11 protein-coding genes are annotated in these 13,443 nt (G+C 61.0%); 1 reads left to right on the forward strand and 10 read right to left on the reverse strand.

Annotated features, from left to right (window positions below):
• Nucleotides 1–3: 3 nt before the first annotated feature.
• From VY732_RS14695 to VY732_RS14740, 10 genes are all read right to left on the reverse strand, one after another.
• Nucleotides 4–987, reverse strand: a complete 984-nt coding sequence (locus VY732_RS14695) for a fumarylacetoacetate hydrolase family protein (protein ID WP_331695813.1) — start codon at nt 985–987, stop codon at nt 4–6.
• Nucleotides 984–1,565, reverse strand: coding sequence for a cupin domain-containing protein (locus tag VY732_RS14700; RefSeq protein WP_331695814.1), 582 nt, complete (start codon nt 1,563–1,565; stop codon nt 984–986). The genes VY732_RS14695 and VY732_RS14700 overlap by 4 nt, the downstream gene beginning before the upstream one ends.
• Before the next feature lie 13 nt (nt 1,566–1,578).
• On the reverse strand, nt 1,579–2,826 hold the full coding sequence (locus VY732_RS14705) for an MFS transporter (RefSeq protein WP_331695815.1): 1,248 nt from the start codon (nt 2,824–2,826) through the stop codon (nt 1,579–1,581).
• Entirely contained in the window at nt 2,816–5,290 is a 2,475-nt protein-coding gene (locus VY732_RS14710; RefSeq protein ID WP_331695816.1) for an efflux RND transporter permease subunit, read from the reverse strand. The genes VY732_RS14705 and VY732_RS14710 overlap by 11 nt, the downstream gene beginning before the upstream one ends.
• Nucleotides 5,291–5,294: 4 nt before the next feature.
• A complete protein-coding gene (locus VY732_RS14715) occupies nt 5,295–6,398 on the reverse strand; it encodes a WD40/YVTN/BNR-like repeat-containing protein (RefSeq protein ID WP_331695817.1) in 1,104 nt (367 codons plus the stop codon).
• A gap of 60 nt (nt 6,399–6,458) precedes the next feature.
• Nucleotides 6,459–7,847: a DUF1329 domain-containing protein gene (locus VY732_RS14720; protein WP_331695818.1), complete on the reverse strand. Its 1,389-nt coding sequence runs from the start codon at nt 7,845–7,847 to the stop codon at nt 6,459–6,461.
• Nucleotides 7,848–7,859: 12 nt separating this feature from the next.
• Nucleotides 7,860–9,557: a DUF1302 domain-containing protein gene (locus tag VY732_RS14725; protein WP_331695819.1), complete on the reverse strand. Its 1,698-nt coding sequence runs from the start codon at nt 9,555–9,557 to the stop codon at nt 7,860–7,862.
• 57 nt (nt 9,558–9,614) lie between these two features.
• The gene (locus tag VY732_RS14730; protein WP_331695820.1) at nt 9,615–10,751 is read right to left on the reverse strand and encodes an FAD-dependent oxidoreductase; all 1,137 of its coding nucleotides are present in this window, start codon (nt 10,749–10,751) and stop codon (nt 9,615–9,617) included.
• Nucleotides 10,752–10,885: 134 nt separating this feature from the next.
• A complete protein-coding gene (locus tag VY732_RS14735) occupies nt 10,886–11,248 on the reverse strand; it encodes a Rieske (2Fe-2S) protein (RefSeq protein ID WP_331695821.1) in 363 nt (120 codons plus the stop codon).
• A 14-nt stretch (nt 11,249–11,262) separates the two neighbouring features.
• Nucleotides 11,263–12,204, reverse strand: coding sequence for a VOC family protein (locus VY732_RS14740; RefSeq protein ID WP_331695822.1), 942 nt, complete (start codon nt 12,202–12,204; stop codon nt 11,263–11,265).
• A gap of 257 nt (nt 12,205–12,461) precedes the next feature.
• Here VY732_RS14740 and VY732_RS14745 point away from each other — a divergent pair, with 257 nt between their 5' ends.
• Nucleotides 12,462–13,424, forward strand: a complete 963-nt coding sequence (locus tag VY732_RS14745; RefSeq protein WP_122591109.1) for a LysR family transcriptional regulator — start codon at nt 12,462–12,464, stop codon at nt 13,422–13,424.
• The last annotated feature ends 19 nt before the right edge of the window (nt 13,425–13,443 follow it).

Below are 13,443 nucleotides of genomic sequence, written 5' to 3' on the forward strand. Positions count from 1 at the left end.
TCCTTAGCCGTTGGCTTTGACGACACGCTGATCGATCGCACCAAACAGTGACCGGCCATCGCTGCCGGTGACGTCCATGCGCACGCGATCACCGAAACGCATAAATCCTGTCACCGGCGCGCCCTGCTCGATCATCTCAATGGCCCGGCGTTCGGCGATGCACGCCGAGCCGACGTTGCGCTCGGCGTTCGACACCGTGCCGGAACCGATCAGCGTGCCGGCGCGCAAGCGTCGGGTCAGGGCCGCGTGGGCGATCAGTTGGCCAAAATGAAAGTTCATCTGCGCGCCGTGCGGTTGGCCGAACCACTCGCCGTTCCACTGCACTTGCAGGGGCAAATTGACGCGACCGTCTCGCCAGGCTTCGCCGAGTTCATCCGGGGTAATCGCCAGCGGGGCAAAACTGGAGGACGGCTTGGCTTGCAGAAATCCAAAACCGGTGCGCATTTCACGCGGTGCCAGCGCACGCAGGCTGACATCATTGATCTGCAGGATCAGTTTGATGTGTTGCAACGCGTTTTCCGCCGAACAGCCCATCGGCACATCATCGACCAGCACGACAAATTCGCCTTCGAAATCGATGCCCTGGCTTTCGCTCGGCAGTTCGATGTCATCGTGTGCGCCGATGAAGTCATCACCGGCGCCCTGATACATCAACGGCGTACGGTCAGCGGCTTCAATCGGGTCGAGGTTGAACGCCTTCTGCATCAGCGCGCCGTGGCTGAGAAACGCCGAGCCATCGCACCATTGGTAAGCACGCGGCAACGGTGCCATCGCCTGCGCCGGGTCGAAGGCAAAGGCCTCGCGGCAATCGTGGTTTTCAAGTTCACGCGCCAGGGCTTGTAAACGCGGCTCGGCATTAGCCCAGTTTTCGATTGCTTGCTGCAAGGTCGGCGCTACCAAACGGGCGTCCAGCGCACGGGCCATGTCGCGCGAAACCACCACCAATTGGCCGTCACGGCTGCTGTTTTTCAAGGTTGCGAGCTTCATGCCGTTTCTCCCGGGCAGTCTTGCAGTTCAGCGGCGAAACGCCCGTCCAGCAGAATAAACACCATGCGCGCCATGGCCTCGGTGCGATTGCTCCACGCGTGATGGGTGCCGCGCTGAACCACCACGTCGCCGCGTTTGAGGTGGACCTCTTCATCGTCGAGCACCAGCCAGACTTCGCCTTCGGTGACGATGCCGTAATCGAGGGTTTCGGTGCGGTGCATCAGTTTGTGCCGCGAGTTCGCTTGGCCGGTGCCGGCATGCGCCTGGCCAATCTCGGCGAATGCGGCCGCTGCATCGGCAGCGCTGACCTGGTTCTGCACGCTGTCTGGTGGAATGTCGACGACGCGAATCACACTGCCCTGCGGGCCGGGGCTCAGCTGTAAAGGTTTGCTGGTTGGATCATCGGCATTGTCGAGCAGGGCCGGACTGCCGCTGCTGTTCCATATTTCATGAAACACCGTGCCCGGCACCGATTGCAGCGCGAAAACGTTGGCCGTTGCTGCGTGACTGGCGACGACCGCGCGGCCTTGGGCATCATGCCCGGTGACCACGCGTTTGAATGGGGGAAGCGCTTGCATGGAAAATCCTCGTTCAATGGCCGTTGCTGATGGAGTCGTGCCCGCCAACATTCTTGCGGATCAATAGACCACCGAGCCTCGGCACGGACAGACAAAACAGCGCCACGACCAGTTGCAGCCAACCGATCATGGCCAACGCTCGCGGCAACGCCGTGGAAGCCCCGAAAGTGATGGCGAGCACCACCAGCGGACTGATGAACTCGCCTGCGAAAATCGCGGCGGTGAAGCACCCCGCCGCTCGCCCACGCTGAGCAAACCCGACTTGCGCCATGATCCAGGTGATCAACGTCGGCAACATCAGGCCGATGCCCAGACCGTTGACCAAGACCGCGACCACCACTTGCGCGTGACTGCCGGCGGCGGCCATCAACAAGCCGCCAATGCCGGCCAGGCCATAGGCAATCAGCAACACATGCTGGCTGCGCAGACCGCTCAATAAACGAAAACTCAAGGCCCCAGCGAGCACACCGAGTTGATTGGCGCCCATGGTCATGCCGATCTGCTGCGGCGCATCCACGTGCAACAGGTTGAGCAAGTAGCCGGCCTGCACCGGCACGATGAACAGGCTCAGGCCCGCGAGCAGCGACAACGCATACAGGGGCGTCAGTGCGCGCCACGGAAACAGACGCGGGACTGGTGTCGGCAGCGTTGCTGCCGGTTGCACGCGGGGTTGCGGTTCCCAGAGTTTCCACGCCATCAGCGGCAGGAAAATCAGCCCGACCGCGTACAACGCAAACGGCGTGCGCCAGTCGTCCTGGCCGAGAAAACCGCCCAGCGCGATAAACACCGCAGCGGACAGCGACGTCGCGACCATTTGCAAGGCGAACAAGCGCTCGCGTCGGGCGCCACTGTAGTAGTCGCCCATCAGCGTCGTGCAGCAGGTCATGATCCCCGCCTCCGCCAGACCGATCCCGGCGCGGCTGGCAACAATCGCCGCCAGCGAATCCAGCCACAGCGGCAACACACCGCAGAGCGTGTACAGGGCCATGCTCGCCAACAACAAAGGTTTGCGTCCGAGCCGATCAGCGATGACCCCGGCAAACGGCGCCAGAAGTGCAATCATCAATGCCGGCAAGGTCAATACGATCGGCACCAGCACCGCGCTGCCCGCGACCTCGGCAAAATGGGCCTGCATGCGCGGCAATACCGGCGCGAGCAATACCGCGCCGAGCACTGGCAGACAGCTGCCGAGTAGCAACAGCAACGATTGCGTCACACCCGCGTGACGGCCGCTGTTTTCAAATGAAGACTCAACGGCCATGACAGGTCTCCCGATGACGCGATTGAACAACATCTACCGCCACGGCTCGCGACGGAACGGCCAGATTGATGGCCTCCTCCGGCGTTTCTGCGTCGGTGTTCGTGTGCCGTGCAGGCAGCAGAAAGTAGGCCAGCGCTGGCAACAGCAACAGCGCGCCGACCATGTTCCAGACGAACATGAACGCCAGCAGCACGCCCATGTCAGCCTGGAATTTGATCGGCGAGAAGATCCACGTGGCCACGCCAATGGCGAGCGTGATGCCGGTGAGCATCACCACTTTGCCGGTGGACACCAATGCGCGGTAATAGGCTTCTGACAGGCTCGCGCCCTGGCGCAGATGACCGAGCAGGATGCTCATCACATACAACGCATAGTCGACGCCAATGCCGACACCCAACGCGATCACCGGCAACGTCGCGACCTTCACGCCGATGTTCAGCCAGACCATCAATGCTTCACAAAGGATTGAGGTGACCATCAGCGGAATCACCGCGCACAGCGTGGCGCGCCACGAGCGGAAGGTGATCAGGCACAGGACGATCACCGCCCCGTAGACCCAGAACAGCATCTCGCGATTGGCCTGCTTGACCACGATATTGGTCGCTGCCTCGATGCCGGCATTGCCCGCTGCCAGCAGGAACTGCACATCCTTGTCGTTATTGGCAGCGGCGAATTGCTCGACGTGTTCGACCAGCCGCGTCAGCGTTTCAGCCTTGTGGTCGGTGAGGTAGGCGTACAGCGTGAGCAGGCTGCAATCCTCGTTGTACAAGCCGCGTGGCGCACTGGCGGTGATCATGTTGAGCATCGCCTGATTGTTCTGCAGCTCGTACCACTTGGCGCTGCCTTCGCTGAGGCCAACCAGCATGCGCCGGTTGAGCAAGGCCAGCGAGTTGGTCGAATCCACCCCCGGCAATGCACGCAGTTGCCAGTCCAGCGCATCGACTTTGGCAAGGATGTCGTAACGCGCACATTGCCCGGCCGGGGTCTTCACCATCACGGCGAACAAGTCACTGCTGGCGCCGTAATGCCGGGTCAGAAACGCATCGTCCTGGTTGTAGCGTGAGTCGGCCCGCAGCTCCGGTGCGCCGGCATCCAGATCACCGATTTTCAATTGCAGGCTGACGACAAAACCCAATGCCGCCAACGCCAGGCTGATGGCAATGCACAGGCTGGCCCAGCGACGTCGGGTAAACAGATCGAGAAAACGCCAGAAGCCATGACGCCGCGCGCCGGTCTGGTCGTTCTGCTCGCTCTTCAGGCTAAGTTGCGCCGCACGCGGCGTTACGCCGACATAGGACAGCAACACCGGCAGCAGAATCAGGTTGGTGAAAATCAGCACCGCCACACCGATACTGGCGATCACCGCCAGATCCTGAATCACCTGGATCTTGATCAGCATCAGCACGGCGAAACCCACAGCGTCGCAGAGCAATGCCGTCAGCCCGGCCAGGAACAGTCGGCGGAAGGTAAATCGCGCCGCCACCACCCGGTGCATGCCGCGACCGATGTCCTGCATGATGCCGTTCATCTTCTGCGCACCGTGGCTCATGCCGATGGCGAACACCAGAAACGGCACCAGCACCGAATACGGATCCAGCTGATAGTCGAGCAACGGCAACAGACCCAGTTGCCAGACCACCGCCACCAGCGAGCAGAACACCACCAGCAACGTACTGCGCAGGCAGCGTGTGTACCAGAACAGCACGGCGGTGGTGATCAGGATCGCCACAGCGAAGAACAGCAGGATCTGCTTGAGCCCGGCAATCAGGTCGCCGACCTTTTTCGCGAAACCGGTGATGTGAATGTCGATCCTGTCGTTCTGGTACTCGCTGCGCAACGCCTCCAGTTGCTCCGACAGCACCGAGTAATTCAGCGCCTGGCCGTCAGCAGTCGTCGCCAGCAACGGCACGTAAATGATGCTCGAGGTTTGATCGAACGCTACCAGTTGGCCGAGTTCGTTGGAACGCTGCACGTTGCGGCGCAAGTCCTCGAGACTGGCCGGTGTGCCGGCATAATCGTCCGGGATCACCGGGCCGCCATCCAGTCCGTCTTCAGTCACTGCAACCCAGCGTGTTGCCGGCGTCCACAGCGACTTCATGTAGGCACGATCGACGCCGGGCAGCAGGTAAAGCTTGTCGCTCAAGGCCTGCAAGGTTTTCAGATAATCAGCGTCGTAGATATCACCCTGGCGATTGGCGACGACGATGCGCAAGGAGTTGCCCAGACCGCTGAGCTGCTTTTGATGTTGCAGATAATTGGCGATGTAAGGCTGTTGCGTGGGAATCATCTTTTCGAAACTGGCGTTCAGCTCGACGCGCGTGGCCTGATAGCCCAGGAAGAGCGTGGTCACCAGGCACACCAGCAACACCCACAACCGGTGATTGAACAAAGTGCGTTCCACAACCGAGCCGGAGCGCGGGTCGAAACTCGCCAGGCTGGCCGTGGCGTTGTCGAATGGTTTCATAACCTCACTCCGAAGCTGTAGCGGTGGGCGACGCCAGGCGCGTCAACCCGGTAAAACCGGCCAGCACCAGGCTGCCATCGGCGGCCTGCACGACGCTGGCGATCGGTTTGCCCAGCGGTTTGCCGAAAGGCTGTAGGGTGGGTACATCACCCGAGGTGCGAAACATTGCGCCCGCCTGATTGACCAACAACAACTGGCCGTCAGCGCTGCGGATCGCATCACTGAAGGACACCGGCATCGGTACGGGCGCGGCCACGAAGCTGTTGCCGCCGTCGGTGGAAATGAACGCGTTGCCTTTCAACCCAGCCGCCAGCAGCGTGCCGTCATCGCGTACTTGCAGGGCGAAAAAGCTGCCGCTGTACGGGCTGTCGAGCGCGACGAAGGATCGTCCGCCGTCCTCGGAACGCGCCACATAGCCTTGCTCGCCAGCGATGAACCAACGCTCGCCTTGTTGCGCGATGGCATACAGATGCGCCCCCATCGGATTGTCGATATGGCCCATCAGCGACTGCCAGCTCACGCCGCCGTCCTCGGTGGTAAACGCGAGGCCGTAGGCGCCGACGATCAGGCCGTGACGCGCATCGGTGAACTTGAGGCTCAGAAACGGTTTGTCCGCGCCTTCGCTGACCATCCGTTCGGCGGTTTGCACGCGTGCCGTCGCTGCGTCGGGGTCAGTGGCTGTCGGCAGTTGTTCGCGTGCGGCGTCCAACTCCAGTTGCGCAGCGCGGTTGCCGTCCAGCTGCAACGCCCAGTTTTCCCCACCGTCGTGGGAGACCAGCACCGCACCGGCATGGCCGACCGCCCAACCCGTGTTGGCATCGACAAATTGCACCGCCGTAAGGCTGACGGATACCGGCACCTGCGCCTGCCGCCAATTGATGCCGTTGTCATCGGAGAGCAAGACGATGCCGCGTTCGCCGACCGCCACCAACCGCGCACCTGCCCGCGCCAGATCAAGCAAGACCGCTTGGCGGGCCTGTGGCGCGCGCATTGCCGGGGTGTGCAATACATCACCGACAACAGCAGCCTGAGCCTGGCTTACGGGTAATACGCAAGGCAGCGCCAGCAGCGCTAACAACCGCCCGAGCACCTGACAGATTCTGTTCATACCGACCTCGAAACCACCTGTGAAACCGGATCGCCACAGCGTGTCGCGATCCGGCCCGATTCAACGAACCCCGGCACCCGCCATCGCCGCCGGCGAGAATTCCGATGCCTTGTAGCGATCGACCACGCCGTATTGCTCAGGCAGACCGGTGTAGACGTTCTGGATAAACCAGGCGCCGGAGGTCAGGTCGTAGAAACCCGAAGACAGCTGCGCTTGCGCTGGCAGATCCGGCAGCACTGCTGGCAGCGACCACAAGGTTTTGGCGAGTTGGCCGTTGGCGTCCCAGCGATCGCCGAGCATGGCTTGCCAAGTATCTTCGTCGAGGTAGTAGCGGCCCTTCGGCAACTGGTGACGCTTGCCCGGCGCGAGTTCGGCGTCTACCACCCACACGCGATGCAACTCCCAGCGCACGTAATCGGGATTCATGTGATGGGCCAGGAACAAATCTTCCGGCTTGCCGGCGGTCAGGACTTTGTTGGTGTTGTAAGGGATATACATTTCCTGCTTGCCGACCAGTTTCCAGTCGAAGCGATCGATGCGCCCCTGGAACACGCTCAACTCATCGAACGACATCACCCCGGCGGTGGCCGGCGTCGGCGTGTCGCAGCAGGCATTCGGCAACTTGCGCACGCGGCGCTGGCCGGTCAGATAGACGTGAGCCTGGGACTTGTCGCCGTTGATATTGGTGCGCCCCATGATTTGCTCACCGGCACGCAACGGCGGGCCGACGTTAAGCAGGCGGAACAGCCAGTAATCACCGGCGAAGCTTTCCGGCGTGCCGTCCTGGTAGTAATACGGCATGTCCTGAATCGCTTGGCCGTCGGTGGTCATCACCTGTTTGCCGTCTGCAGTCATCAGGTAATGGCGAAAGTGCATGGCCAGTGACGTGCCGCGCCAGTTGAGGATGTGGTTCCACATGGCTTCGGCGCCGTTATGCGGAATCGGGAATGGAATACCGCCAAACGCACCTTCGGGCACCGGTCCGGCGCTGCTGTCGACCAGCTTGGCGCGGGTAGCATTTTTCAGGGTGTTGTCATACACCCATTGCGGTGCGGCGGCCGTGCGACGGGTCGGATAGACGTCGATGCGATAGGTGTCGGGAAAACGCTTGAACATTTCCTTGGTGCCATCGCTGAGCTTGCCGGCGTATTGCGCCAGGTTTTTCGAGGTGATGCTGAACAGCGGCTTGTCGGCCGCAAACGGATCGTTACGTTTGCCGCCCTCCTTGAAGGCCGGATCGACCTTGGTGTAGCCGCCATCCCAGGCTGGAATCGAGCCGTCGGCATTGCCGGCGCGCTCGGCACCGAACGGCGTCAGCGACTTGTTCAATTTCGCCGCTTCGTCAGCCGTCGCTGCTGCGGCACCCTGACTCAATACCGCCAGGCTTGCGAGCAACGCGAAGCACAAGGCTTTGAGTGTGAACGCGGCATTTTTGTTGTTATAGGTCATGCGCAAGTCCTCTTAAAACGTGGTCTTGACGGAGAAAGCCAGGTAATCCCGGTCTTTCAGCGATTGCTGGAAATTGAATTGGCTGGTCGCGTTGAGGTTGGTGTTCTCGGGGCCGTAGTAATGCGTGTACGTCAGGCCGGCCGTCACACGGTCGAGGTAGGTCGCGGTAATACCGATATTCATGTCACCGCCGTTATCCGCGCCGAACGAACTGACAACCGCCGACTTGCCCAGCGGGAAATAGCTCAGGCCAACCGGAATGCTGATATCCACGCCGGGGAAAAACTGCCGATAAGTCGGGGTGTAAACCATCTTGAAGCCGAGACCGTCATCGGTGGCGTTGGGGTCTAGTGCGGCACGGTTTTTCGTGACGCTGAGCAGACGGTTCCAGGCGACCTCACCGACGAATCCGGACTCCTTGGCAATGAAGTTCGGCCCGAACGAAGCGATCACGTTGAGGTTGATGTGCGCGGTGCGCCCTACGGCATAAAGCGCATCGTCATCGTTGTCGGCAGCAACCCCCGGTAGCACTGTGACGCCGTTGGACACCAGCGGCATGTTCCAGCGCATCGAGGCTTCACCGGCAAAGCTGTAGGCATCGACCGTGGTGGAGAAACTGGCGCCCAGCGCGCGAATGTCTTCCGGGTAAACCCAGTAGTAATCACCGATTTGGCCCGTGCTGAAGTTCGGCGCGCCAGTGGAAGGCCTGAGGTACAGCTTGGGGGTCTTGTCGTGGTACTGAATGGCATAGAGACCGTACTCCACGGTCTCGGCGCTGTATTTCAGTTGCAGGCCACCCTGCCCCGAATCTCTGGCATCTTTGTCTTTGCCATGGAAAAACGCCGCCGGACTGCCGGCGTTGCCACCCAGAAACGCTGGAAACGGCGCGCCGACAATCAGGCGTTCATTGCCTTCACCGATGGTGTCGCTGGTAGAAAAGTAGCTGCCTGCGCCAGGCAAGCGTGTTTCTTCCCACTCCAGTTGGTAAAACGCACCGAGGGACACGTCATCGGTCAGTTGGAAGGTGCCCGACAGTTGATTGACCGGACGGGTGATTTCCTTGAACTGCGTGTTAGGCACCGACTGCGCCTTGACCACGTCCACCGGGGCCATGCCACCGGCAATGCCGTTGGCGCCGAAGAACAGGCTTTCACCCCAGATCAGGCCATGACGGCCGGCGCGCACCGACGTTGCGCGGTCGGCCAGTTCACCGTTCCAGTAGACGAACGCGTCGAGGATTTCGCCGTCACCACCGTGCAAATGACGGGTGTCGTCGGTGAACTCGTCGTAGCCCACCGAACGTGCGTTGGCGCGGGACGGATCGTTATTGTCGTTGTTGCCCTGGTACTCGCTGTCGTACCACGCTGCACCGCTCAAACGTGCGCCGAAATCCTGAAAAGACAGATCCAGCTCCGAGAGGATGTCGGTGCGATTGGAGATCAGGCCTTTTTTGAACGCACGATCGCCATCGTCCTGATTGAGCGCTACCTGCCCCTCGGTCAATTTGCTGCTCGGATTCTGCGTGCGCCAGGCAGCGCTGTACTTGATCGTGTTGTCCCAGCGCAGCTTGAAGTCCGGGTTGCCGGTATCGATGTCGAAAGCCTGAGCGGCCTGGCTGCACAGCACCAGCAGCGCAGCAACGCTCAAACCAAAGGGTGCAGACGAGCAGACCGGGCGACGCGCGAGCGCCGCAGTCGTAGAACTAACCATCGCGTTAACCTCTTGTTTTTATAGTGGTAACTGCTGTGGATGAGTCGCAGGTGGGGCTTAGATTGGCTCGGCAGTGCGCGCGAGCATTTGCTTGACCAGGCCAATGCGATCGAAGGCGCGGTCGTGTTGCATTTCCTTGTCGCCGGCCAGCACCGAGCTTTCGCTGATGTATTTGCAACGTTCGAAGCGCCGCGCCATAAAGCGCTGCAGCTGCTGCTCGACGCTGCTGGCGGCGGACTGCTCGCGAGTCAGTTCTTCGCTGAGCACAATCGCGTCTTCGATGGCCATGCCGGCGCCTTGACCGAGGTGCGGCGTGGTGGCGTGGGCCGCATCGCCAATCAGCAGGACGCGTCCGCGATGCCACGGCTCATCGACGAACACCACTTCCATCGGCTTGTAGACGACCTGGCTGTTGTCGGTGATTTGCTCACGCAGCTCGCCGATCAGCCCGGTAAAACCTTGCAGGCGCTGGCGCATCTGCGCCGCCAGATCGGCAGGATCCATCCACGGATTGGACGGTTCGTGAGACGTCAGAAACAGGTACATCAAGTCGCCGGCCAGCGGCACCAGCCCGGCGTTGCCGTCAGCGCTTTGGTAGTTGGCCAGATGATCGATTTGTGGCGCGCGGGGAAAGTTGTAGCGCCACACCGACTGACCAGTGAAACTCGGGGTGTAGGCATCGCCGAAGACCAGGCTGCGCACTTTCGAGAACAGTCCGTCGGCACCGACCACTAGGTCGTAGTGGCCGCGATTGCCGTCGGTAAACAACACGTCGACTTCTGCGCCGTTGTCGTCCAGCGTTTCCACACTCAAGCCCAAACGGACGTTGGCACCGAGCTGCAGCGCGGTTTCGCTGAGGACTTTGTGCAAAGCCAAACGGGAAATCCCGACGTTGGCGGGGTACTGCGGACCGGCCAGTCGCTGACCCGGAATGCGCGCCAGTTGTTGTCCGCCGGGGCCGTAGATGGCGACGTCTTCGAAGGCATAAGCGGCATCGAGATAACCGTCGAGAACGCCCAGCTTGGCCATTTCACGGACGACGTTGCTCTGCTGAATAATCCCGACGCCGTAGACTGTCCATTCGGACTTGAGCTCGATCAGGTCGACCTCGATACCTTTACGCCGCAAGGCGATGGCCGTACACAAGCCGCCGATACCACCGCCCACGATCAGAACGTTGTTCACTGCACTCATGGTGTTCTCTCTTTTTATTCTTGTGATCGATGCTGCGTCGGGCACGGCATCGTTGGATGAAGCTTCCCGGCAAAGCAGGGATTTGACTAATCGCGAGTAAGGATGCGATGTATCGCCGTACGCGATACCTCGATTTATCCCGGCAGCGGCAACCCTTCAGGCATTCGCACCAGCAGCCAGCCGTCCTTCTCGCAGGTCGGCAGCGCCTCCAGCGTCTGGCCCAGGCACGGGCCGTAGATGCACTCGCCGGTCGCCGGCAGAAATTGCGCACCGTGGGCGTAGCAGACGATCAACTGGCCGTTGGCGGACAGGAACTTGTCCTTGCGATACTCCAGGCGCACGTCCAGATGCGGACAACGGTTGCGATAAACCCGCACCTGATTGTCGTGACGCAGGGCAAACACGCTGTCGCGCCCCTGCGCCAACGGGTCGAACCCGCGCGCCCGGCCCTCCCCCAGTTCGTCCAGCCGACACAGTGGTTGCGCAGTTGCGCTCATGATCAGCGCCGGCCTCAACCGAGTTTTGGCGGCGGACCGCCCGGCGCCCATTTTTCTTTGGCGCTGAACAGGAACAACTGCGAGTTATCCGCCGACAGCGGAGCGCGACGGGCCTCCCAGGCGTCATCGTGCTTGTCCATGTCGGCGTCGTATTCGATGTGGCAGCCCAGCGGACTGTTGAAGTACCAGAACCAGTTGGAGCCAAACAGGTGACGGCCCGGCCCCCAGAAACTGGTCCAGCCTTTTTGCTCGAAACGCGTCCCGGCCAGCAGCACTTCGGTGCCACTGCCCATGTGGAAGGTGAAGTGTTCGCAGCCTTTCATATGCGGTGGGGTCTGGATCATGAACAGGCAATGGTGATCGTCAGAGCCGGCCGGGCGCATGAACGGCCCGGCGCCAATGAAGGTGTCGGTGGTGCGAAAACCCAAACGCTCGGCGTAAAAAGCTTCCGCTTTCGCCGCATCGGGCACGAAATACACCACGTGCGACAGAGTGCGCGGAACAGCGCCCATATCGAGGGTAATGCCCGGCTGGTTAAGCGGCCGCTGTGGCGCATGGCCGGCGGCGTTGGTCAGGTCATCCGGTGCGCTGTAAGGCTTGCGTACGCTGACCTGAAAAGCGATGGCGAAACCCATGTCGTCAACGCTGTGCAGCACGCCGTGTTGATCACGCCGGACGATACGATCACGGGCCAGCTCATCTTCGATGGCATCCAGATCGCTGATCGCAGCGACCCCGTAGACCGTCTCGCGAATCGACGGCGCCGGGCCGATCGCCGCCGGCAAGTCAGGGTCGTCGGCTCGACGGATAATTACGGCGGTACCGTCCAGCGCTTCGAAACGCGCGCCTTCGCTGTCTACGCCGACCGGCGCAAGGCCGTAGTCGCGCAGGCAATCGGTGCAGGCTTGAATGTCATCGACGCCAAAAATCAGGGCATCAAGGCCAATGATGTTCATGGCTTACCACTCCATTGAAATTATGATCCGGTGACTGTCGCCATGGACGCCTTGCAGCGCGCCGGGCCTGACTGGAAACCGGTGGTGGTGTCGGCTGCAGGGCCGACTGCGGCGAAGATTGGCGTAAGGGCTGACAGCTGACTAATCGCGAGTCGGGATGCGACCTATCGGCAAACGCGATACCTGCGACGAAGGTTGACGCGCCAATGGATTCGTTCGAATGTATTGCGAAAATAAATACAAAAACGGACCTGCCCATGCGTTTCAACCATCTGGATCTGAACCTGCTGGTCGCGCTCGATGTATTGCTCGAAGAGCAGAACATCACCCGCGCTGCCGAACGCCTGCACATGACCCAATCCGCCACCAGCGGCGTGCTCGCGCGATTGCGCACCTACTTTGAGGATGAGTTGCTGGTCCAGGTCGGACGCAAGATGCAGCCCACGCCCTATGCCACGGAACTGGCCAAACCGGTGCGTGAAGTCCTGCTGACGATCCAGTCTTCAATCACCGCCAAACCGGTGTTCGACCCGGCCACCAGCAAGCGACATTTCCGCTTGGTGACCTCGGACTATCTGATCAGCGTGCTGTTCGCCCAGGTGATCCAGAACATTCATCAGGAAGCACCCAACATCACCTTCGAAATGCTTGGCCCCAGCGACAATTCCGGCGAGTTGCTGGTGCGTGGCGAAGTCGACCTGATGATTGTTCCCGAGCGCTACATCATTGAGGGCCACCCTTCGCGCCTGCTGTTCGAGGAAGAACACGTGTGCGTGGTGTGGCAAGGCAATACGCAAGTCGGCGACAGCCTGACCCTTGAGCAGTACATGGAAATGGGCCATGTCTCGGTGGGCTTCGGCCGTACCCGGCACATGAGCATCGAAGAATGGTTCATGAATCAATACGGCTTCAATCGGCGCATTGAAGTGATCACCAGCGACTTCAATACCTTGCCGCAACTGATTGTCGGCACGCAGCGCATCGCCACGATGCACCAGCGCCTGGCGAACCTCTACGCGCACTATCTGCCGCTGCGCATCCTGCCGCCACCGGTGAAGATCCCGGTCATGCGCGAGTACATGTTGTGGCACCGCAGCGTTGACGGCGACCCGATGCACCGCTGGCTGCGCGAACGCATCAGCGAATCCATCCAGCATCTGCAACACGTGCCCATCGTATCTCGCGATACCTCGTATCCGCCGTCACGATTGGCCAATTAGTCGGGTGATCCTTAACGTG

The organism is Pseudomonas sp. ZY71 (assembly GCF_036542145.1).
In the GTDB taxonomy this organism is placed as follows: domain Bacteria; phylum Pseudomonadota; class Gammaproteobacteria; order Pseudomonadales; family Pseudomonadaceae; genus Aquipseudomonas; species Aquipseudomonas koreensis_A.

Bases quoted from the DNA above. Each gene is read 5' to 3' on its own strand.
- VY732_RS14695 (WP_331695813.1), bottom strand. From the start codon at position 987: ATGAAGCTCGCAACCTTGAAAAACAGCAGCCGTGACGGCCAATTGGTG.
- VY732_RS14700 (WP_331695814.1), bottom strand. From the start codon at position 1,565: ATGCAAGCGCTTCCCCCATTCAAACGCGTGGTCACCGGGCATGATGCC.
- VY732_RS14705 (WP_331695815.1), bottom strand. From the start codon at position 2,826: ATGGCCGTTGAGTCTTCATTTGAAAACAGCGGCCGTCACGCGGGTGTG.
- VY732_RS14710 (WP_331695816.1), bottom strand. From the start codon at position 5,290: ATGAAACCATTCGACAACGCCACGGCCAGCCTGGCGAGTTTCGACCCG.
- VY732_RS14715 (WP_331695817.1), bottom strand. From the start codon at position 6,398: ATGAACAGAATCTGTCAGGTGCTCGGGCGGTTGTTAGCGCTGCTGGCG.
- VY732_RS14720 (WP_331695818.1), bottom strand. From the start codon at position 7,847: ATGACCTATAACAACAAAAATGCCGCGTTCACACTCAAAGCCTTGTGC.
- VY732_RS14725 (WP_331695819.1), bottom strand. From the start codon at position 9,557: ATGGTTAGTTCTACGACTGCGGCGCTCGCGCGTCGCCCGGTCTGCTCG.
- VY732_RS14730 (WP_331695820.1), bottom strand. From the start codon at position 10,751: ATGAGTGCAGTGAACAACGTTCTGATCGTGGGCGGTGGTATCGGCGGC.
- VY732_RS14735 (WP_331695821.1), bottom strand. From the start codon at position 11,248: ATGAGCGCAACTGCGCAACCACTGTGTCGGCTGGACGAACTGGGGGAG.
- VY732_RS14740 (WP_331695822.1), bottom strand. From the start codon at position 12,204: ATGAACATCATTGGCCTTGATGCCCTGATTTTTGGCGTCGATGACATT.
- VY732_RS14745 (WP_122591109.1), top strand. From the start codon at position 12,462: ATGCGTTTCAACCATCTGGATCTGAACCTGCTGGTCGCGCTCGATGTA.